21 protein-coding genes are annotated in these 18,946 nt (G+C 47.2%); 11 read left to right on the forward strand and 10 right to left on the reverse strand.

Annotated features, from left to right (window positions below; genetic code table 11):
* Window positions 1-37 precede the first annotated feature (37 nt).
* Window positions 38-1,726 (forward strand): amidohydrolase, encoded by a 1,689-nt coding sequence (locus ITG12_RS25540; RefSeq protein WP_248874451.1) that lies wholly within the window; start codon window positions 38-40, stop codon window positions 1,724-1,726.
* 326 nt (window positions 1,727-2,052) lie between these two features.
* Here ITG12_RS25540 and ITG12_RS25545 read toward each other — a convergent pair whose 3' ends face one another.
* Window positions 2,053-2,226: a hypothetical protein gene (locus ITG12_RS25545; protein ID WP_009706819.1), complete on the reverse strand. Its 174-nt coding sequence runs from the start codon at window positions 2,224-2,226 to the stop codon at window positions 2,053-2,055.
* Window positions 2,227-2,463: 237 nt separating this feature from the next.
* Between ITG12_RS25545 and ITG12_RS25550 the strand changes: the two genes are divergently transcribed.
* Together ITG12_RS25550 and ITG12_RS25555 are read left to right on the forward strand one after the other, a co-directional pair.
* A complete protein-coding gene (locus tag ITG12_RS25550) occupies window positions 2,464-3,597 on the forward strand; it encodes a sugar diacid recognition domain-containing protein (RefSeq protein ID WP_248874452.1) in 1,134 nt (377 codons plus the stop codon).
* Window positions 3,598-3,745: 148 nt separating this feature from the next.
* Window positions 3,746-4,879, forward strand: coding sequence for a glycerate kinase (locus tag ITG12_RS25555; protein ID WP_248874455.1), 1,134 nt, complete (start codon window positions 3,746-3,748; stop codon window positions 4,877-4,879).
* 126 nt (window positions 4,880-5,005) lie between these two features.
* On the opposite strand, the gene ITG12_RS25560 is transcribed toward ITG12_RS25555, so the two are convergent.
* Entirely contained in the window at window positions 5,006-6,442 is a 1,437-nt protein-coding gene (locus ITG12_RS25560; RefSeq protein ID WP_248874457.1) for a PLP-dependent aminotransferase family protein, read from the reverse strand.
* A gap of 109 nt (window positions 6,443-6,551) precedes the next feature.
* Between ITG12_RS25560 and ITG12_RS25565 the strand changes: the two genes are divergently transcribed.
* From ITG12_RS25565 to ITG12_RS25580, 4 genes are all read left to right on the forward strand, one after another.
* A complete protein-coding gene (locus tag ITG12_RS25565; RefSeq protein WP_039974322.1) occupies window positions 6,552-7,469 on the forward strand; it encodes a DMT family transporter in 918 nt (305 codons plus the stop codon).
* A gap of 62 nt (window positions 7,470-7,531) precedes the next feature.
* The gene (locus tag ITG12_RS25570; RefSeq protein WP_009706824.1) at window positions 7,532-7,819 is read left to right on the forward strand and encodes a hypothetical protein; all 288 of its coding nucleotides are present in this window, start codon (window positions 7,532-7,534) and stop codon (window positions 7,817-7,819) included.
* 67 nt (window positions 7,820-7,886) lie between these two features.
* The gene (locus ITG12_RS25575) at window positions 7,887-8,258 is read left to right on the forward strand and encodes a cytochrome c (protein ID WP_038877832.1); all 372 of its coding nucleotides are present in this window, start codon (window positions 7,887-7,889) and stop codon (window positions 8,256-8,258) included.
* A 279-nt stretch (window positions 8,259-8,537) separates the two neighbouring features.
* The gene (locus ITG12_RS25580) at window positions 8,538-9,065 is read left to right on the forward strand and encodes a hypothetical protein (protein ID WP_038877833.1); all 528 of its coding nucleotides are present in this window, start codon (window positions 8,538-8,540) and stop codon (window positions 9,063-9,065) included.
* Window positions 9,066-9,161: 96 nt separating this feature from the next.
* On the opposite strand, the gene ITG12_RS25585 is transcribed toward ITG12_RS25580, so the two are convergent.
* Together ITG12_RS25585 and ITG12_RS25590 are read right to left on the reverse strand one after the other, a co-directional pair.
* On the reverse strand, window positions 9,162-9,590 hold the full coding sequence (locus tag ITG12_RS25585; RefSeq protein WP_005435347.1) for a MarR family transcriptional regulator: 429 nt from the start codon (window positions 9,588-9,590) through the stop codon (window positions 9,162-9,164).
* A 10-nt stretch (window positions 9,591-9,600) separates the two neighbouring features.
* Window positions 9,601-10,242, reverse strand: a complete 642-nt coding sequence (locus tag ITG12_RS25590) for a cytochrome b/b6 domain-containing protein (protein WP_038877835.1) — start codon at window positions 10,240-10,242, stop codon at window positions 9,601-9,603.
* Window positions 10,243-10,374: 132 nt separating this feature from the next.
* On the opposite strand from ITG12_RS25590, the gene ITG12_RS25595 reads away from it, so the two are divergent.
* Window positions 10,375-10,818, forward strand: coding sequence for a cytochrome c (locus ITG12_RS25595; RefSeq protein WP_020195147.1), 444 nt, complete (start codon window positions 10,375-10,377; stop codon window positions 10,816-10,818).
* 68 nt (window positions 10,819-10,886) lie between these two features.
* On the forward strand, window positions 10,887-11,546 hold the full coding sequence (locus tag ITG12_RS25600) for a hypothetical protein (protein WP_248874460.1): 660 nt from the start codon (window positions 10,887-10,889) through the stop codon (window positions 11,544-11,546).
* Window positions 11,547-11,560: 14 nt separating this feature from the next.
* On the opposite strand, the gene ITG12_RS25605 is transcribed toward ITG12_RS25600, so the two are convergent.
* The 6 genes from ITG12_RS25605 to ITG12_RS25630 all read right to left on the reverse strand — a co-directional run bounded on the left by ITG12_RS25605 (window position 11,561) and on the right by ITG12_RS25630 (window position 15,072).
* Window positions 11,561-11,971: a GNAT family N-acetyltransferase gene (locus ITG12_RS25605; RefSeq protein ID WP_248874462.1), complete on the reverse strand. Its 411-nt coding sequence runs from the start codon at window positions 11,969-11,971 to the stop codon at window positions 11,561-11,563.
* Window positions 11,972-12,085: 114 nt separating this feature from the next.
* Window positions 12,086-12,586, reverse strand: a complete 501-nt coding sequence (locus ITG12_RS25610) for a GNAT family N-acetyltransferase (RefSeq protein ID WP_038877841.1) — start codon at window positions 12,584-12,586, stop codon at window positions 12,086-12,088.
* A gap of 60 nt (window positions 12,587-12,646) precedes the next feature.
* The gene (locus ITG12_RS25615) at window positions 12,647-13,117 is read right to left on the reverse strand and encodes an HAD family hydrolase (RefSeq protein WP_248874464.1); all 471 of its coding nucleotides are present in this window, start codon (window positions 13,115-13,117) and stop codon (window positions 12,647-12,649) included.
* Between the two features lie 169 nt (window positions 13,118-13,286).
* A complete protein-coding gene (locus ITG12_RS25620) occupies window positions 13,287-13,751 on the reverse strand; it encodes a GNAT family N-acetyltransferase (RefSeq protein WP_039842692.1) in 465 nt (154 codons plus the stop codon).
* A 9-nt stretch (window positions 13,752-13,760) separates the two neighbouring features.
* Entirely contained in the window at window positions 13,761-14,492 is a 732-nt protein-coding gene (locus ITG12_RS25625) for an SDR family oxidoreductase (RefSeq protein ID WP_248874466.1), read from the reverse strand.
* Between the two features lie 28 nt (window positions 14,493-14,520).
* Window positions 14,521-15,072 carry a GNAT family N-acetyltransferase gene (locus tag ITG12_RS25630; protein ID WP_248874468.1) on the reverse strand — a complete coding sequence of 184 codons (552 nt, stop codon included), beginning with the start codon at window positions 15,070-15,072 and terminating at the stop codon, window positions 14,521-14,523.
* A 231-nt stretch (window positions 15,073-15,303) separates the two neighbouring features.
* Here ITG12_RS25630 and ITG12_RS25635 point away from each other — a divergent pair, with 231 nt between their 5' ends.
* Both ITG12_RS25635 and ITG12_RS25640 read left to right on the forward strand, forming a co-directional pair.
* Window positions 15,304-16,398, forward strand: a complete 1,095-nt coding sequence (locus tag ITG12_RS25635) for a NapC/NirT family cytochrome c (RefSeq protein WP_248874470.1) — start codon at window positions 15,304-15,306, stop codon at window positions 16,396-16,398.
* A 23-nt stretch (window positions 16,399-16,421) separates the two neighbouring features.
* Window positions 16,422-18,869 carry a molybdopterin guanine dinucleotide-containing S/N-oxide reductase gene (locus ITG12_RS25640; protein WP_248874472.1) on the forward strand — a complete coding sequence of 816 codons (2,448 nt, stop codon included), beginning with the start codon at window positions 16,422-16,424 and terminating at the stop codon, window positions 18,867-18,869.
* Window positions 18,870-18,946 lie beyond the last annotated feature (77 nt).

The following is an 18,946-nucleotide window of genomic DNA, read 5'->3' on the forward strand; positions in this document are numbered from 1 at the left end:
TATACTCAATGTGTTAGCGAATACAACGGAAGGTATCATGTTAGCTCCTCATAGACTGATTCTTGGTGCTGCGTTGCTGCCTGTATTTAGCGCGTGGGCGAATGCTGCTGAGCAAACCGCAGACGTGGTGTACATCAACGCTGGTATTTATGGTCATCCAAAAGCAGACGCTGTCGCAGTGCATGATGGACGGATTGCTTTTGTTGGCGATAAAGCCAAGGCACAAATGTGGGTTGGTGAGGGCACTGAAGTGGTGGATTTGACTGATACCTACTTGTTGCCGGGTTTTGTCGATAACCACAATCATGTGTTTGAGGCGGCTTCTGAAGCAGGCGGTACGTGCTTGTTGCAAGCTGGCACCTTGTTGGATGAGCAAATCCCACAACTGCAAGACTGTAAAGAGTTTGTCCAAGATGGCGAATGGTTGATGGGGTACGGTTTTACGCTTGATGCGACCTTGTCGGAAGAAAACCAGCGCACACCTTTGGAAGTGATCGATGAGGTCTTTCCTGAGACGCCGGTGGTGTTAATGGAGCAAACTTCTCACTCGATGTGGGTGAACTCGGTTGCGCTGAAAGCGGCGAACATTGATAAAAGCACGCCCGATCCGCAAGGCGGTCGCATTCTCAAAGATCCTGATACTGGTGAGTTGAATGGCATCTTGCTCGATAACGCTGGTGATTTAGTGATGGAACTGGCTTGGAACAGCATGAGTGCGCAATTTGCGGTGAGCTACCAAGGTTTGTTGACTGGATTAGAAGAAGCCGCGCTCTACGGCATTACCACCATTGGTGATGGGCGAATGTACTGGAAGCGAGGTTGGTATGAAGTATGGAAAGAGAGCGAAAAACGAGGCGATTTGACCGCTCGTGTCTCTTTACGACCATGGATCTATCCGACTGACAGCATGGACTCTCAGCTGTCGTATTTGAAGGGCATTCAGTCCGACGATACTTCTCGCTTATTGCTGGTGAACCAAGTCAAAATGTACAGTGATGGCATCTTCATCAATGGTACAGCCAAAACCCTTGCGCCTTATCTTGATACTTACCTGCCAGATTCTCCCTATGGGCTGAATTACATTTCGCCACAAGCGATGCCTGAATGGCTAAGCAAGCTCGATAAGCTGGGTTATAGCGCTCATATTCATGCTATCGGTGACGGTGGTATTCGTGAATCACTCGATGCGATTGAGAAGGTGCGCAGTCAGGGCAATCAGAGACGTTACACTTTGACGCATGTGGAATTGGTGAACAGCAAAGACGTGCCAAGGTTTGCCAAGTTAGGTGTCACGGCAGACTTTCAAGTCGGTTCCGATTATGTGGCTTATCATGATCACCAATGGGCAGAAGCTTTCTTAGGCGCTAAGCGAGCGAGAGCTTTGATGAACCTGCGCGCGCTTTATAATGCCGAAGCTAACGTGACGTTAAGCAGCGATTGGAATGTGCATGATTTGAACCCATTGGTTGGGATCTCCAATAGTTTGGTGATGGGTGAAACCGGATTGCCAAACGTCTCAGCTGCGATCGATGCCTACACAATTCATCCGTCTTACAGCTTGGGTTTAGAAAAGGAAATTGGCTCAATCGATATTGGGAAATGGGCAGACTTTGCTGTATTGGATCAAGACATCACCCAACTGCAAGCGGAAGACATCGCCCAAGCTCGCGTCCTCATGACGGTGTTGAGAGGGGAAGTGGTCTACGAGCAACTAGATGACGAATAAGCCGAGCGATGATTCACTCGGCTGAAAGGTTATACCCAAGTAGCTTCAAGGTGCTAGGTTCAGCGAGAATGACTTGGTTTGAAGGCGAGGCAACAATTTGAAGATATAGTGGTTCTAAATCAAAAATTGTTAACGAAGCATACGAACCAAGGCAACTCGCCCTTTGGGAGCGTGTCACTGACGCAATTTCATCGTCAAACAACTTGCTATTACGCTGCGTTGTTTTCCTTGCTTGCTTTCGGTAAATAGGGAATCAGTGACAACGCTCTGAATCCTGCATCTTGAAGTCATTTGGGTATATTGTCTTGTTGAAGCGTATTTAGAGACTATTGTTCAGGGTATTCGCCCATACCTTGCGTTTGCCCTTCTGCTTTCCAATGCTCGCCTGGGTCAAAGGCTTCATCGCATAGATCGACGGTGTAGCCCATTTCGGTAATTTCTTTCAGGGTGAGGTTATCAGCAATTTTGGCAATGTCGCCCGCCTTGTTCCGCAGTTCCATGGTTTCCCTCCGGTCACTGTTTGGTTGTCGGTTCAAGTCGCGCCAAGCATAAAAACTTGGGTGGCTCGGTTATAAGTATAAGCAGTGATGAAGGACTTTTTGGGTTAATAGCCATAATTTATTTAAGGTTAATTGGTCGGTATAACACTTTGGCGTCGATACCGGTTCAATATCATGGCGATAGAAGACAAAGTGTGATTTATTGGCGCCTCAATCGTGGAGATTTTAGGAACGGAAATGGTGATTCTCGACCACACACTCGCGCAGCAAATCGTCGATCGCACCATGTCGATCATTGGTCATAACATCAATGTAATGAACGCGGCAGGGACCATTATTGGTAGCGGCGATGCTGAGCGTATTGGTCAAAAGCATGATGGTGCAGTGCTGGCGCTGAATCATGGTGACTCGTTAGAGTTGGATGAGCAAAGTTGCCAATCATTGCAGGGCGTGAAACCGGGCATCAATATGCTGCTGCACTTTAAAGGTGAAGTGGTTGGCGTGGTGGGTGTCACTGGTAACCCTGAGCAAATCCGAGCGTTCGCTCAGTTAGTTAAGATGACAGCGGAACTGACGATTGAACAAGCTTCGCTGGTGGAGCTGCTGCAATGGGATCGTCGCCATCAAGAAGAGTTTGTTTCAGCATGGTTGAACCAACAACTTAGTGACTCCGAGTTGCACGATTGGGCGCAGCGTCTTTCAATCGATTTAACAACACCACGAGTCGCTATCGTGATCGAGCTTAAAGCAGAGAATGCTCCCGTTAGTTTGAACAGTGTGCGCGGCGTGGTTGATGTGTTGTATCGCTCTGAAGATAAGCCGTTGGTGGCGATCATGTCGATGAATGAAATTGTCGTTCTCAAGTCTTTACGTGCCTCTTCTTTGAGTAGCGACCAAAGTGTGCTGGAGAGCATTCAACGTCGCTTAATTGCCAATCAAATTGATGATGTCCGTCTCGCGATTGGACAACGTTTTGATGGCGCACAACAACTTCCTCTCTCCTACCAAAGTGCCAAGCAGGTGCTTGCTGTCGGTCGTCGCTCTCATCCAGAACAAACCATGCTGGGCGTCTCTGAATATCGCTTACCTGTGTTACTCGCCCCTTTAGCCGATTCTTGGCAAGGTGAACAACTCGCTCAAGCGATGGCTACTTTGGTTTCGGCAGACAAATCTGGACAGTTGGTAAAAACTTTAGAGGCGTATTTTCAATCCAATGGTAATGCCAATGATTGTGCTAAGGTTCTGTATATTCATAGAAATACCCTGAGGTATCGTCTGGATAGAATCAGTGAGGTGACAGGCATCTCGACGCAAGATTTTACGGGATTGACCGAGCTGTATATCGCAAGCCAGTTAAGAAAGCTAAATTAGCTATTTGTGCAGATGCACAAAACAATTCAAGCATAGTCAGTGTTGTTTGGACGTTTGACTAAAGAATATGCCAAGTTTTTAAGTGAGAATAGCCACATTGATGACCTGCGACTTGTCGCTCGCAGCGTGCTGTTTTCAGGAGAATGAAATGAAAGTTGTGATTGCCCCAGATTCGTTTAAAGAGAGCTTGACCGCCAAACAAGTGAGTGACGCGATCAAGACGGGTTTGTCTCGTGTTTGGCACGATGCTGAATTCGTTACGGTGCCTGTTGCTGATGGTGGTGAAGGGACCGTTCAATCTTTGATTGATGCGACTGAAGGTGAGCAGGTTTTCGTGACCGTAAAAGGCGCACTTGGCAATGATGTTGAGGCGTTTTACGGTATTCTTGGTGACGGTGAAACCGCAGTGATCGAGATGGCAGAGGCAAGTGGTTTGCACCTTGTGCCAAGTGAGCAACGTGACCCGAAAAACACCAGCAGCTTTGGCACTGGTCAGTTAATTTTGAATGCGCTTGATCGCGGTATTCAACGCTTGATCATCGGCTTGGGTGGCAGCGCAACCAATGACGGCGGCACGGGTATGCTGGCGGCTTTAGGTGTTAAGTTTCTAGACAGTGCAGGTCAGCCAATCACTCCTAACGGTGGCGGTTTAGTTGCGCTAGCAAGCATTGATGTGTCTGGGCTTGACGCTCGCTTAGCGGACTGCGAAGTGCTGGTGGCATGCGATGTGGACAACCCATTGTGTGGCGAGAAAGGCGCGTCAGCGATTTTTGGCCCACAGAAGGGTGCGACGCCGGCGGATGTGGAGCTGTTAGATTCTGCTCTAAGCAAATACGGTGAACTGACAGAGCAAGTGACAGGCAAGCATGTGCTGACTCAAAAAGGCGCAGGAGCCGCCGGTGGTATGGGCGCGGCGTTACTTGGTTACCTACCTGCACGACTTAAGCCGGGTATTGAGATAGTGCTAGACACCGTCAAACTCGCAGAGCATGTAGCTGATGCTGATATTGTCTTTACTGGCGAAGGCCGTATTGATCACCAAACTGTGCATGGCAAGACACCAATGGGTGTGGCGAAAGTGGCGAAAGAATATGGTTTGCCCGTCATTGCCCTAGCAGGCTGCACAGGTGATAACTACCAAGCAGTCTACGAGTGTGGCATTGACGCGGTATTCGTATGTGTACCACGCGCAATGAGCTTACCAGAAGCTATGGAAGAAGCCGACGTGAACCTTGCGAACTTGGCTGAAAACGTAGCCAGATTGTGGCAATTACCTCGCTAACACTCTGTGTTTGGTTGAGCAGATAGCTCAGCGAACTCATATCAAAGCCTCCCAATTGCGGAGGCTTTGTTGTTTCTGGTGCTGGATGTTTGGAACGGAATGCTTGAAACTGAATGTCTAGAGCGACTATTTGGCGTGTTGAGCAATCAGTGTTGCCAGCGTTTCCATCGCAGGGAGCCAGTCTTTCTCCGCTCCAAAGTTCGCCACGCTAAGACGAATGCAGTTTTGATACTGTCCCTGAGTGCCAAATACCGAGCCGGGCAGAATACTGATTTTGTGTTCGTTACAGGCTTGATAAAGCGCATAGCTGTCAGTTTTGGGTGGCAAGCGTAACCAAAGCAAGAATGAACCTTGCACCGCATTGATTTGATAGCGATTCTTTAGCTCAAAGTGTGCATCCAAGCATTGATTGAGCATCTGCAAATATCGTCTCACATTCGCTTGGTAAACACGGCACATACGCGCAGTGTGAGTGCGGTATTTGCCTGAGGTCAGGAAAGTGCCCACAGCCGATTGCATCAAGTTCAAACTGCCCATGTTTTCACACAACAGGTATTGCTCGACTTGAGCGCGATAACGCCCCGCCAGCATCCAACCAATACGAAGGCGTGAATCGAGCGTTTTCGACAAGGAGTTGACGTAAATCACTCGTTGCTTCTCGTCCAATTTGCGTAAGCTTGGCAATGGCTGGTCGTAACTCAACGCGCCAAACACGTCATCTTCAATGATTGGAATATCTCCAGAAACCTTAAGTAGTCGCTCACGCCTTTCAAGGGGAATCATTGAGCCTGTTGGGTTGGTGAAGTTTGGCGTGACAATAATGACTTTGATCTCCCACGTCGCCATGGCCTTTTCTAGCGCGTCTGGATCCATACCATCACGAGGACAACTAGGGATCTCGACCACTTGTAAACCGAGGGATTCGAGCATCAACAAGTTACCGAAATAGCAGGGCGATTCCACCGCAACAATGTCTCCAGTCTGTGTTGTTGCTCTGAGGGCAAGACTGATCGCTTGCTGTGCACCATGGGTGACCAAAAGATCATCCACGTTTGCCGGCGTTCCCAGATCTTGGGTTATCTTCGCCAGCTGTTTGACTAATAAGCCATCACCCGGTGGCAGTTGATAATGGCTGGAAATATGGCTTTGTTGGCGACTCTGGCGGCCAATTTCGGCGTACAGGCTTTTGATGGCTGGCGCGTTAATGTTTGGGTGTGCTGAGCCAGTAGGAAGCAGCTCTTGATACTCGGGGTAGGTGAGGATTTGTTTGCACACCGAGAGCAAATCCACACGCGTAGGCTTAGCGATCTTGGCTTCATGTCGCTCGGTTGGCTTTACTCGATAACCAGATTTTGGCACCGAATAAACCATGCTTTGTGCTTCTAGTTCCTGATAAGCGCGGATCACCGTGTTCTTACTTACCTTGAGTTCAGTGCTCAATTGACGGATGGAAGGCAACTTGTCGTCTGGCTGATAAACCCCATTGCTGATCGCTTGTTTGAGATGCTTCTCGACGATCAAATACTTATTGGCATCAAGTGTACTTGCTAAATCTGTACCCATAAAAACACTTCCATCTGTCACTTTTTGAAAACACTGTACCTAACTACATTAGCAACATTCGAGATTAAAAACATTCAAGATTTAAAAGTAAGTAGAGTGAGGGCGAATCATGTTAATCAGAGCCATTCCTTTTGTGTTCGTGATCCTTTGGGCTTCTGGATTTGTTGGTGCGCGATTTGGTTTGCAGTATGCCGAGCCTGCGACCTTGTTGTCGATTCGCATGGCGTTCAATGTCCTGTTGTTTTTGGTGATTGTGGCTTTTCTGCGTCGTCGCATTCCAACGGGAAAAGACTTTTGGCACAGCTGCGTTGTCGGGATATTGATTCACGGCTTTTACCTAGGCGGGACGTACTTCGCCATCAGTTTGGGGATGCCGGCGGGCTTAAGTTCGCTACTAGTCGGGATACAACCTATTTTAACGGCCGTATTGCTGGTGGCGTTCGCTTCTGAGCAGTTCAAACCATCACAGTGGATTGGTTTGTCCTTGGGTTTTGTCGGTATTGCTATGGTGCTTATGGGGAAGATGGAGTGGCAATCCGATTTGCACAAAACCTTAGCGATTGGTGTGTGCTTGTCGTCGTTGTTTGGTATTACGCTTGGCACTTTGTATCAAAAGAAATATTGCCAACAAGTGGATATGGTAGGCGGCGCGACCGTGCAGTATTTAGCGGCATTGGCCATGTTCCTGCCAATCGCGATGCAGTTTGAAACCATGCAGGTGCAATGGACGACGGAGTTCATTCTCACCTTAATCTGGCTTGTGGTCGTACTGTCTTGTGTGGCGATTCTGTTGCTGCTGTACATGGTGAAGAATGGCGCGGCATCGAGTGTTGCTTCGGTGTTCTACCTTGTGCCTCCGACCACGGCGCTTCAAGCTTGGTTTGCCTTCGGTGAGTCGTTTGATTGGATGGGCATTATTGGCTTTGTATTAGCGGCGACGGCGGTCTACTTAGTGGTGAAAAAGCCTGAGCTACCAATGTTTAAATCAAAGGTTGCAAAGCAGAAACGTAAAATATACCTAAATTAGGTAGGGACATTTGCGTGCCAGAGAGTACAATCCGGCTCCTTAAATGTTTGTGGAGTCGGATGATGACCGTCAAGCCAGATCGAATGAGCGCGATGCGCAATATCATTGAACAAGTGAAAGCAGAATTGCCGATTTATGAATCGGAGACCTTTGTTTGTGGTCCTGAGGGTAAATGCATCGGTTGCCCAAAAAAACTGTTGGAAATGGTCGATTCTGAACTGAGCTATTGGGAATCTGCAATGGATCGCGGTATCACGCCTCAGTTTGATGAAATCCGCCGATTTGGCAAAATGTGCACCAGCGTACGCCGAGGTTTAATCCGCAATAACGTGCCGTTGCTCAACGCTTAATCAACACTTTTTCGACATCCCCCTCGTTACCTTGTCTTTATTGATTAAACGAAGACAAGGGGCTTTCATGCGCAAATTCTTTTTCTCTGCTGTTTTGTTATTACTGGCTTCCAGTTCTGGTTTTGCGGGTTACAAATGGTTCACTGACAACCAATATGGCGAAGCGGATCTTGCTGCGGGTAAGCAGCACTTTGAATCTTACTGTGTCTCTTGTCATGGTGATAAAGGGCATGGTGATGGATTGGTGGCTAAGGCGATGAACATCAAACCCGATAATATTTTTGATGAACTGACCAATCCATTCGGAACAAAAGTGGAGTTAATAGAGACGGTATTGGAAGGGGAGAATGGTCAAAGCGGTGCAATGCCACCATTCAAATCTGTGCTGAGTGAAAAGCAAGTAAATGACATTTTTGAATACATCAAAAGTATTAACTGATCTAAATTCTTATTTTAGAAACAGTTGCTTATTGTTTTTCTGTGTGCTTCAAGGCTTTGAATTCTGTCGAATTTTTACGTTACTTTAGCCGCTAGTTTCAAGGTAATTTGGCGGTCACTCTCAAGTTCTCGATTCCCTCGTTTTTTCTTATCATTTGCGCGTTTCTCTGCGTAATTTCAACGATATATTGGCTCGATTCTCACATGGATGTGGGAGCGAACCCCCTATCATCTGTCTGTGCGCTGAGAGTCAAAAGTGAAAACAAAAGGATTTACGTTGATGGAAATCACCATCGTCTTAGCAACCTTGGGTTCCATCGCTCTCGCCGCCTTGCCAATTCTGCTCGATATTCACCGCCAAGCTTATGTTTCTATGCTGCACAGTTCGCAGTCTTCTCTGGGGACGTCTCTTAAGTTCTTCCATGCCAAAGTGATGATTGATGATGCGCAGGAACGCAGACAAATGACGTACATTGATCATCAAGTGAACATGCTCAGTGGGATGCCAGAAGCAAGTGCAAATAGCATACGAGCGTTATTAGAGATTGGTCTGCCTGGCAAAGGCAATTCACCCATTGATAAGCCGTGTGAAGGCAGCGACTTTTGCATTATGGGGAATCAATTCCCAAACAGTGCCTATTTTGTTGCGATTCCTGAGTATGAGTTCGCTGATCATTCTGGTTTAGATCGTGTGGTGTATATTTGGCCGCAAGGGTACACCTTGGAACGTGAAGCCTGCTATTTCTATTACGTTAATCAAGCGTCGACGCGCTCAGTGGTTAGAGGGCATGTTACAGAAGGTTGCTAGACATCAAGCAACCTGACGCGAGCAAAAAAGTACAAAGCCCCAAGTGCAGAACTTGGGGCTTTGTTTATTCTTAGGTTGGAAAAACTTAGCGAAGCGCTAAATCTCTGCGACCAACTTTTTTAGCAAGCGAAGCATCTCTTTTTGTTCTGCTGGCTCTAGCGGACTCATCAGCTCTTTATTAACAGCCAGTGGAATTGGCACCAAGGTTTCTTTGAGGCTTCGTCCCTCTTCCGTTAGATAAATACGGAACGAGCGGCGGCTGTTTGGATCGGGATGGCGCTCTACCAAACCTAACTTCTCCAACTTGTCTAAGGTACGAGTCGTGGTTGAGTTTTCTACCTTAGATTTCGCTGCGATATCGCGCTGCGTCACGCCTTCTTCTTCCCACAAACACATCATGGTCGGCCAAAGTGCAACGGTAAGTCCGTGCTTTTTGAGCTCGGCTTCAAATCGTTTCGCTGCATCGTGTGCAACGACATTGATCATCCAGCCAAAGCTGTCTTGTCTGTCAAACTGTTCGCTCATTTTCTTACTCTTATGATAAAGCAACGATTGCCATGGTAACCAATGTTGCAGCAACTAGCACCCCTAAAGCACGGCTTTGCGGCGCGAGATAGACAATTTTCTGTTCGGTGATGAGCGCTTGCTTGTTCATTTGGGTTTGTTTACCTGTGATCATCGCTTTCAACAAGGGTTTACCTCTTAGTTTATAAAAAAGGATCGCACCAACATGTAAGACGATCAGTAAAGGCAAAAGATCGGCCAAGGTCAGGTGTAACCACTCAATCCCTACAAATACGTTGTCGTTAAGCCAAACATCGGAATACGGCCACGTATCGAATAAGCCGCCAAGCGCCATTCCCGAGATACATTGAAGCAGCAATGTCGTCAGCAGTGCTGCCACCATCCAGCCGCCAGCAGGGTTATGACCCACAGTCGCCGCCGATTTGCCTTTTAAGTATGTAATGACACCTTTTGGCGAGCGGAGAAACTGTCGAAACAAACTGGTTTCGCTGCCGATAACTCCCCAAGTCAATCGCCATAACAACAAAGTGAATAACGCTAACCCCAATTGAACATGGGGCCCATTGCCAGACAATCCAGATGCCATCAAAGCCATAAACAGTAAGGCTTGAGCCCAGTGATAAAGTCGCGTTGCTAAATCCCAAATTTTCATAATTACCTCGATCTTTTCTCGGTGTGATGATCTTCTTTACGGTAATTTACATGACAACAGTTGCGAACGCAATGATTGTTGTGTAAATTTATTTGCAACCACACAGCAATAACGAAAAACCAGGAGAACGAAATGAAAAAGACATTGGCACTGATTGCACTTTTACCGACCATCTTTGTATCAACAACAGTGTTTGCCCAAGACTTCAGCGCTCAAATCGAAACGCGTCAGAATGCATTTGAGCAAATAGAGTCTCTGTCGAAACAAGCCGATAAAACATTGAAAGGCAGCAATACCGATTGGCACGCGCTAGAGCAGATTGGTGTTGAGCTCACTCGCCACAGCGCACAACTGCAACAAGCGTTTCCAGAGGGAAGCCAAGCTGAGAGCAAAGCGAAGAAAGAAGTGTGGAGCAAACCAGATAACTTCAATCGCTTGATGCTTCAAATGGATGAAGGGTTTGCACAGTTGTATCAAGCTGCGCAGAACCAACAAGTTTCATCGGCTGAGGCAGGACTTAAGCAAGCTCAGAGTACTTGCCGAAGCTGTCATCGTGCATACCGCAGTCGTTGGTAATCAAGCGATCCACAACATTGAATTTATATTGAAGCAAAAAAGAAAATCGTTAAGTGAAAGGTAACCTTATGAAAAGAATCATTCTATTAAGCACGCTTACTGTGGCTTCTTTCTCTAGCTTTGCTGCTGATTACGGTGTGGAACTGGCTTGGAACACCAATGATTCGGAGCAGGTTCTCAAAACATTGCCAGAACAGAAAGCGGCCTTTAGCCAACTGATCGAACAAGGTGATGTGAAAGATATGTTTGTTTTACCAAGCAGTATTGATGGTAAACCAGTACAGATTCTGCGCTTCGTGTTGTCGGCAGGTAACGAGACGGAAGTTGCCACTAAATTGCAGGACTTACCTATGTACCAGCAAGATTTGGTGAAGATCGCGAGCATTCAACCACTAGGCGCCAAATGGTTAGACAACACGCCAGAAAGTGATAACTACAGTGTGACGTTACGTTGGAAAGAGGGCATTGAGGCGTTAGAAATGGACCGTGTATTGGGTGTCGATTTGCAGCGAGTGATCAGCTTGAACAACTCTGGCTTAGTCACGTCGTCTTACATCAATACCCAAGTGTTGGAGAATGGTGTTGAGCGTCCGATTTACTCCGTCGCCGTATTGGCGAAAGATGCCCAGCAGGCGCAAAACCTGATGTACTCTTTTGAAGCGGTACAGCTTGGGTATGCGACTTTTGAAATTGAATACTTGGGTAAAAAGTTGGATATGAAAAGCTAACTAAGCCTTTATGTTTAAAGGTCTAGATACAGACGTAACATGTCTTTGTGCTGGATACCGTTTTCCCAAATTGGTTCTGGGTAGTGGAGTAAGAAGTGATCTTTATCCACGCTCTCTACCCTGAAACCCAAGCGTTGATAGTAAGTCAGTTGGTAACCAAACGTCCCCGTTCCTAATATCAACTTTTGGAAAGATTGGCCTTTTAACTGTTCAATGGCAAATCGCAATAAATCTGAGCCAATACCGCGTTGTTGATGCGTAGGTGCGACTGAGACGTTCATGATTTCAGCCTGCGTTTCTGAAAGCGGCAGCACCACGCATGCTCCGACGATCTGGTTCTCTTCCACCGCAACAAAACTCAATGAATTGGCAAGATAGCGATTAACATTGTCTTGGTCTGGATCGGCTTCTAATAGCAAAGCCATCGGGATTTGATTTGGCGATAAGGGTTTTATATTCAATCATTACTAGCACGCGGTAAATATTGGGTTCCGGTCAGTATATCGCAAAGGCAATGTGGTCTTGCTACTAGAATCAACTTACGGAAGCTTTAAAACCATTTTCTGACTCATCAGATATTTGCCGTTGGGCAGTAGCACTTCACCTAACTCGCCACAATGCCCGAAGCCAAACTTCTCATACAGAGCAATCGCAGGGTGGTTGGTCTTGTAAACATTCAACGCAATAGTGTCATAGCCATATTGCCAACCGCTTTGAATGGCGGTGGTAAGTAGCTTCTTTCCTAACCCTTGGTTTCGATAGTGGCGGTCAATATGGATGCCAAGAATGCCCGTCTTAGCGAATTCTCCTCCTTCATAGCCACACATTTCGGCTGGAAAGATTTCGATGCTGCCAACTAGGCGTTTTCCATCGAAGGCCACAAATTGGGGAATGGATTCTATTTCTACACGAGTGATTACCTCACTCAGCATCGCTTTGTCCGGCGCTGGCGAGCGTAAGTATTCTCCTTCCTCATAAACGCGATTCCAGAGCGAAATAAAGTGGTCAATGTCGTTGACGGTAATCGGTCTAATCTGCATTCATCTTCCTTGATTGGTGAATAAAGTTTAGTGGCTCAAGTGTATTTGTGCGTATGTCGGTTAGATGCGTAGTAACTCGGACAAACAACGTATTTGATTTGGGATGGGTTTGTTTGGCGCAGGGAAGTCTTGAGGATTGAACCAAACGACGTTTAACCCTGCGTCCATTGCTGGGTAAATGTCTTTTTCTGGTAAGTCGCCAACCATGGTGAGTTGGCTCGGCTCAACGCCCAATTGTTTTGCGACCGTAAGATAAAAATCAGGCTGATTCTTGGCAATCCCAAGGTTAGCAAAGCAAAAGTAGCCAGAAAGGTATTGGTCGAGTCCGACTCGTTGAAAGGCTTTTTGCACATCTTCCATCGCGGAATCTGATGCGCTGGTCGCGATATAAACTTGGTGATGTTGTGTGAGTTGAGCCAGAGTCTCTTTGGCTTGAGGAACGGTTTCAACGTGTTCCCAATCGCACATTTTTCCTTGTGCGTGAGGAAAATCGACCATCAAGGTGTTTCCCCAATCGAAAAGATAGATCATGTTCGAATCTCCTTTATACCCAAGTCAACTCGCTCTGAATCCTGCATCTTGAAGTCACTTGGGTATATCCGTACATCATATCGTCTTTTCGAAAAGGGAAGGGAAGCGCGAAAGATAAATGCGATTCACGTTAGCTTTAACGCTGAAATTCGCTTAAATGCCGTGATCGTTACAAACATTTCATCATAAGACGGGAGTTGGGAACAAAGCCCAGTTTGTCGTAAAACTGCTGCGCATTGTGGTTAAACTCCATGACTTCTAAGCGGACTTGAGTTGCACCTGACTCGCGTGCCCACTGCTCAACGGCCGTCATTAAGGCTCGGCCAACGCCTTTTGACTTCTGATTTTCATCGACGACGATGGTGCCAATGCGGCAAATCGGGTCTTTGATTAAAAAGCTGATAGTTTCATTTTGGGTAATGGTCGCAGTGATAAAGCCAAGTGCTTGTTGACCTTCTTCGGCTATGAGCACCAATCGAGCATCATCGGCCAGCGCATCTGCGAGAAAGGTCCTGTCTTCTTCAGAAGGTGGTACAAAAGTGTGTGGCGCATGACGAAAGTGAAGTTCGCTAATTTGCGTGTTTAATACAAAGAGCGCATTGAGATCGTCGGGTGTCGCTGATCTGATTTTCATTACTGTTCCTTAATTTCCGCCAGCTAGATCGATAAACGAGCCTGTGACATAAGACGCTTCATCACTGAGTAGCCACGCGATGGCATTGGCCACTTCATCTACCGTGCCTCCTCGCTTAAGAGGGATTTTTTCACTGAGCCTATCGACTCGATTCGGCTCGCCGCCATCGGCATGGATATCGGTATAAATGCAGCCGGGGCGAACCCCGTTTACGCGGATGTTTTGCTCAGCTAACTCCAAAGATAATCCCTTGGTGAGCGAGTCCATTGCGCCTTTCGAGGCTGCGTAATCAACGTATTCAAATGGCGCACCAGAGCGGGATGCAGCAGAAGAAACATTAACAATCGCATTGCCAGATTCAAATCGTTTTGCTGCTTCTCGGCAACAAAGAAAACAGCTCGTCACATTAGTGTTCATAACAGTTTGGAATCGCTCAAGGCTCATGTCCGCAAGACGAGATTGGGTGAATAAGATGCCCACGTTGTTGACGAGATGAGTGACTTTTCCGAGTGCTTGTTCGGCTTGTTCAAACAATGAGAGTACCTGCTGCTCATCGGAAACATCCGCTTTGATGGCGATGGCTTTACCGCCAACCTCCTCAATCTCACGAACAACTTGCGCGGCACCCTCGGCTTGCGCGCGATAGTTAACGCATACGGCATAGCCTTGTTTGGCGAGTAATTTGGCGGTTGCGGCTCCGATGCCTCGGCTTGCGCCTGTGATGATGACTACTTTCTGCAAAACACGTCCTTATTGTTTGTCGTGAATATTATTTTTGTAATGAATAGAGCTTATCTGCGTACTTTTTCCCGCCTATTTCATAGGCTTCGGGGATGGTCTCGGTGAGTTGGAAACCACATTTTTTCAGCACTCGCTCAGAGCCAATATTGCCCTCTGTGACCGTGGCGGAAAACTGAGAAATCTTGTGCTGCTCAAACGCCCACTCAATCACACCGGTAAGAGATTCCGTACCCAACTGTTGGCCATAAAACTCTGGCAGCAATAAATACCCGACTTCAGCAATGCCATCTTGCAATACAAAGCCTGTGATGCCAATTGGTCGTGCACTTTGTTTTTCATAAATCACCAAACATAACCAATGCTCGCTTTGCGGTGTCCATACAGGTAACCGCGATTCGAACTTTTGGCGCATTTCGTCTTCGGTCGGTGGGTCAAAACAAAGCGCGATGATTTGTGGTTCGCTACTCAAGCGGCGATACAGATCCCAATCACTTTTTGTTAGCGGTTTAAGCTCAGTTCTTGGGGTGGAAATGGGTAGAGATAACACGTTTGAATCGCCTCCATGTGATCGAGTTTTCATATCTCACACAAACATATCAAAAGTGCTTTGATAAACAACATCTATCGTTATGGCGAATAGGTTCGGTCAAGAAAGATTTTTCAGAAAAATGGAATATACCAAGGAGTCTCTCAATAACGAAAAATAAGTCACCACCTAGGGTGTACGTATGACTCAGATCAATTACCAGATACTACTAAAGAGGTAAATATGCGACAAAGCATGTGAATTTGTGAGTATTTATTTCTAATTATGTCAATTAAAAAACGTTATATCGCCGCAATGGTGGCAGTGGGTATTGGTGTGGGCTGGCTAACTCTAGGTGGCACCGCAGCAGTGATGCATTACACATCCGACACTGAGTTCTGTCTCTCTTGTCACTCTATGGAAATCCCTTACAAAGAGTATCAAGGCTCAGTGCACTTCAGTAACGCCAAAGGTATTCGCGCAGAATGTTCAGACTGTCACATTCCGAAAGAGCCAATGGATTACTTGGTCACTAAAATCCGCGCTTCAAAAGACATCTACCATGAGTTTGTAACAGGTAAGATCGACACGCCAGAGAAGTACGAAGCACACCGAACTGAACTTGCAGAGATGGTTTGGGAGCAGTTCCGTGAAAATGATTCGGCAACCTGTCGCTCTTGTCACGACTTCGATGCAATGGAAGAGTTCGAGCAATCACGTGATGCGGCGAAGATGCACGCATACGGCAAAGCGAATGACCAAACGTGTATCGACTGTCACAAAGGTGTAGCGCACTTCGCTCCAGAAGCGGAGCTTGATAGCAAAGCGTTTGAAACACTGATGAGCTTTACAACCAAAACAGCAGCTGACGCGAAAGTGGTTTACCCAGTGACGTCTATCAGCATGGGCGACTTTGGCACAGTGAACCCAACAACCAAACTGAACGTTGTGAAAGCGGAAGGTGACAACCGCACCGTTAAGATCAATGCATTCCAAATGAAAGGCGCAGAGCAAGTGCTTTACATGGGTGAAGGTCAACGCGCGATTGTTGCAACACTATCTGAACAAGGCCAACAAGCAGTTGAAACTGGCGAGTTCAAAGCAGACGTATACGGCAACGAGTGGCGTCCTGTTTCTCTAACGGCAACGATCGATTCTCCAGTGGTTGATACGCTAGAGCCGGTTTGGTCATACGCAGAAGAGTTGGACAATGTTTACTGTGCAACTTGTCACGCGAAAATTCCTTCAAATCACTTTACTGTGAACGCATGGGGTCCTGTAGCGAAGAGTATGGGTGATCGCACTGATATTTCAGCAGAAAACCTAGAAATTTTGACTAAGTTCTTCCAGCACCACGCGAAAGATGTGGTTGGTCACTAATAGAGAAATAGAAGGATAAGATTATGACTAATTTAACTCGTCGCGGATTTCTAAAAGGCACTGGTCTAACTGCTGGTGCTCTGGCTTTCACTTCATTGACGCCAATGAGCGCACTAGCGTCTGATAAGCGTTGTTCAGGTGTACTTACAGCGGGTCGCATGGGCCCAATGCTGTGTGAAGTAAAAGATGGCAAGCTGGTTTCAACCACGAACGCATTGCCACAAACGGTACCAAACAGTCTTCAAACTACGGGCCCTGACCAAGTTCATACTAAAGCTCGTGTTAAGTATCCAATGGTACGTAAAGGCTACTTGGCAAACCCATCTGCGCCAGAAGGCGTGCGTGGTAGCGATGAATTCGTTCGCGTGTCTTGGGATGAAGTTTACAAACTGATTCACGAACAACACATGCGCATTCGTAAAGAACACGGTGCTGAATCTGTGTTTGCTGGTTCTTACGGTTGGCGTTCAAGTGGTGTGTTGCACAAAGCACAAACACTTCTACAACGTTACATGAGCATGGCGGGCGGTTACTCAGGTCACCTTGGTGACTACTCTACAGGTGCAGCACAGGTGATCATGCCGCACGTGGTAGGCTCTATTGAAGTTTACGAACAGCAAACGACTTACCCTGTGGTTCTTGAGCACAGTGACGTTGTGGTGCTTTGGGGTCTTAACCCAATCAACACACTGAAAATCGCTTGGAGCTCAACAGACTGTGCGGGCCTTGAGTTCTTCCATCAGCTTAAGAAGTCAGGTAAGACGGTTATCGCTATCGACCCAATGCGTTCAGAAACCATCGAGTTCTTCGGTGACAACGCACAATGGATTGCTCCGCACCCTATGACGGACGTGGCGATGATGATGGGTATCGCGCATACGCTTGTGAAACAAGGTAAGCACGACAAAGAATTCCTAGCAAAATACACCACAGGTTACGACGTATTCGAAGCTTACCTAATGGGTAAAGAAGACGGCGTTGAGAAATCTGCAGAATGGGCATCTAAGATTTGTGGCGTGCCGGTTAAGCAACTTGAGCTGCTTGCAGACATCTTCAGCAAAAACCGCACAATGCTTATGGCGGGCTGGGGTATGCAGCGTCAGCAATACGGTGAGCAACGTCACTGGATGCTGGTAACGCTCGCTACCATGCTGGGCCAAGTTGGTCTACCGGGTGGTGGTTTTGGTTTCTCTTACCACTACTCAAACGGCGGTAACCCTTCACGTGATGCGGGTGTACTTCCTGCTATTTCTGCGTCTCTAGGTGGCGGTTCTTCTGCAGGTAACGACTGGGCTGTTTCTGGTTCTGTTAACGCGTTCCCTGTGGCACGTATTGTTGAAGCACTAGAAAATCCGGGCATGAGCTACCACCACAATGGCCATGACTTAACGTTCCCTGAGATCAAGATGATTTGGTGGGCAGGCGGTGCGAACTTTACTCACCACCAAGACACTAACCGTCTGATCAAAGCGTGGCAAAAACCAGAGCTTATCGTTATCTCTGAACCATACTGGACAGCGGCAGCGAAGCACGCGGATATTGTTCTACCGATCACCACATCGTTCGAGCGTAACGATATGACCATGACAGGTGACTACAGTAACCAACACCTAGTGCCAATGAAGCAAGTGGTTGAGCCTCAGGGCGAGGCGCGTAACGACTTTGATGTGTTTGCGGATATGTCAGAGCTTCTAGCTCCGGGTGGTCGTGATGTTTACACCGAAGGCAAGACTGAAATGGAATGGTTGTACGGCTTCTACAAAGCGGCGCAACAAGGCGGTCGTGGCCAACGCATCGCAATGCCAAACTTCAGCAAGTTCTGGGAAGATAACCAGTTGATTGAGATGAAGTGGAACGAGAAAAACGCACAGTTCGTTCGTTACGCTGAATTCCGTGAAAACCCAATCATGAACCCACTAGGCACACCAAGTGGTAAGTTTGAGATCTTCTCTCGCACTATCGAAGGTTACCAGTTAGAGGATTGCCCTCCACACCCAACATGGTTAGAGCCAACAGAGTACACGGGTAACGCAACTGATGGTGAACTTCAGCTGATGACAGCACACGCAGCACACCGTCTGCACAGCCAGTTCAACTACGCGAAGATTCGTGAAGAGTACGCAATTGCGGACCGCGAACCGATCTCTATCCACCCTGAAGATGCAAAAGCGCGTGGCATTAAGACTGGTGATCTTGTTCGCGCTTTCAATGGCCGTGGTCAAGTTCTGGTTGGTGCATTGGTGACTGATGGCATCAAGCAAGGCTCTGTGTGTATCCACGAAGGTGGTTGGCCAGATCTAGACCCGAAAACAGGCATCTGTAAAAACGGTGGTTGTAACGTTCTAACGCTCGATATTCCAACCTCTCGCCTTGCGAACGGTTGTGCGGCTAACTCTGCATTGGTTCGTATCGAGAAGTACGAAGGTCCAGTGCTAGAACTAACCGCATTCACACCGCCTAAGAACGGTTAAGCATGGTCTAGAACCTAAGATACAAAACTAAAGAAGCCAGCAACTTGCTGGCTTCTCTTTTATCTATTTTTCAGATC

Origin of the sequence: Vibrio sp. ED002 (assembly GCF_023277445.1) — a bacterium.
Lineage (GTDB): Bacteria > Pseudomonadota > Gammaproteobacteria > Enterobacterales > Vibrionaceae > Vibrio > Vibrio jasicida.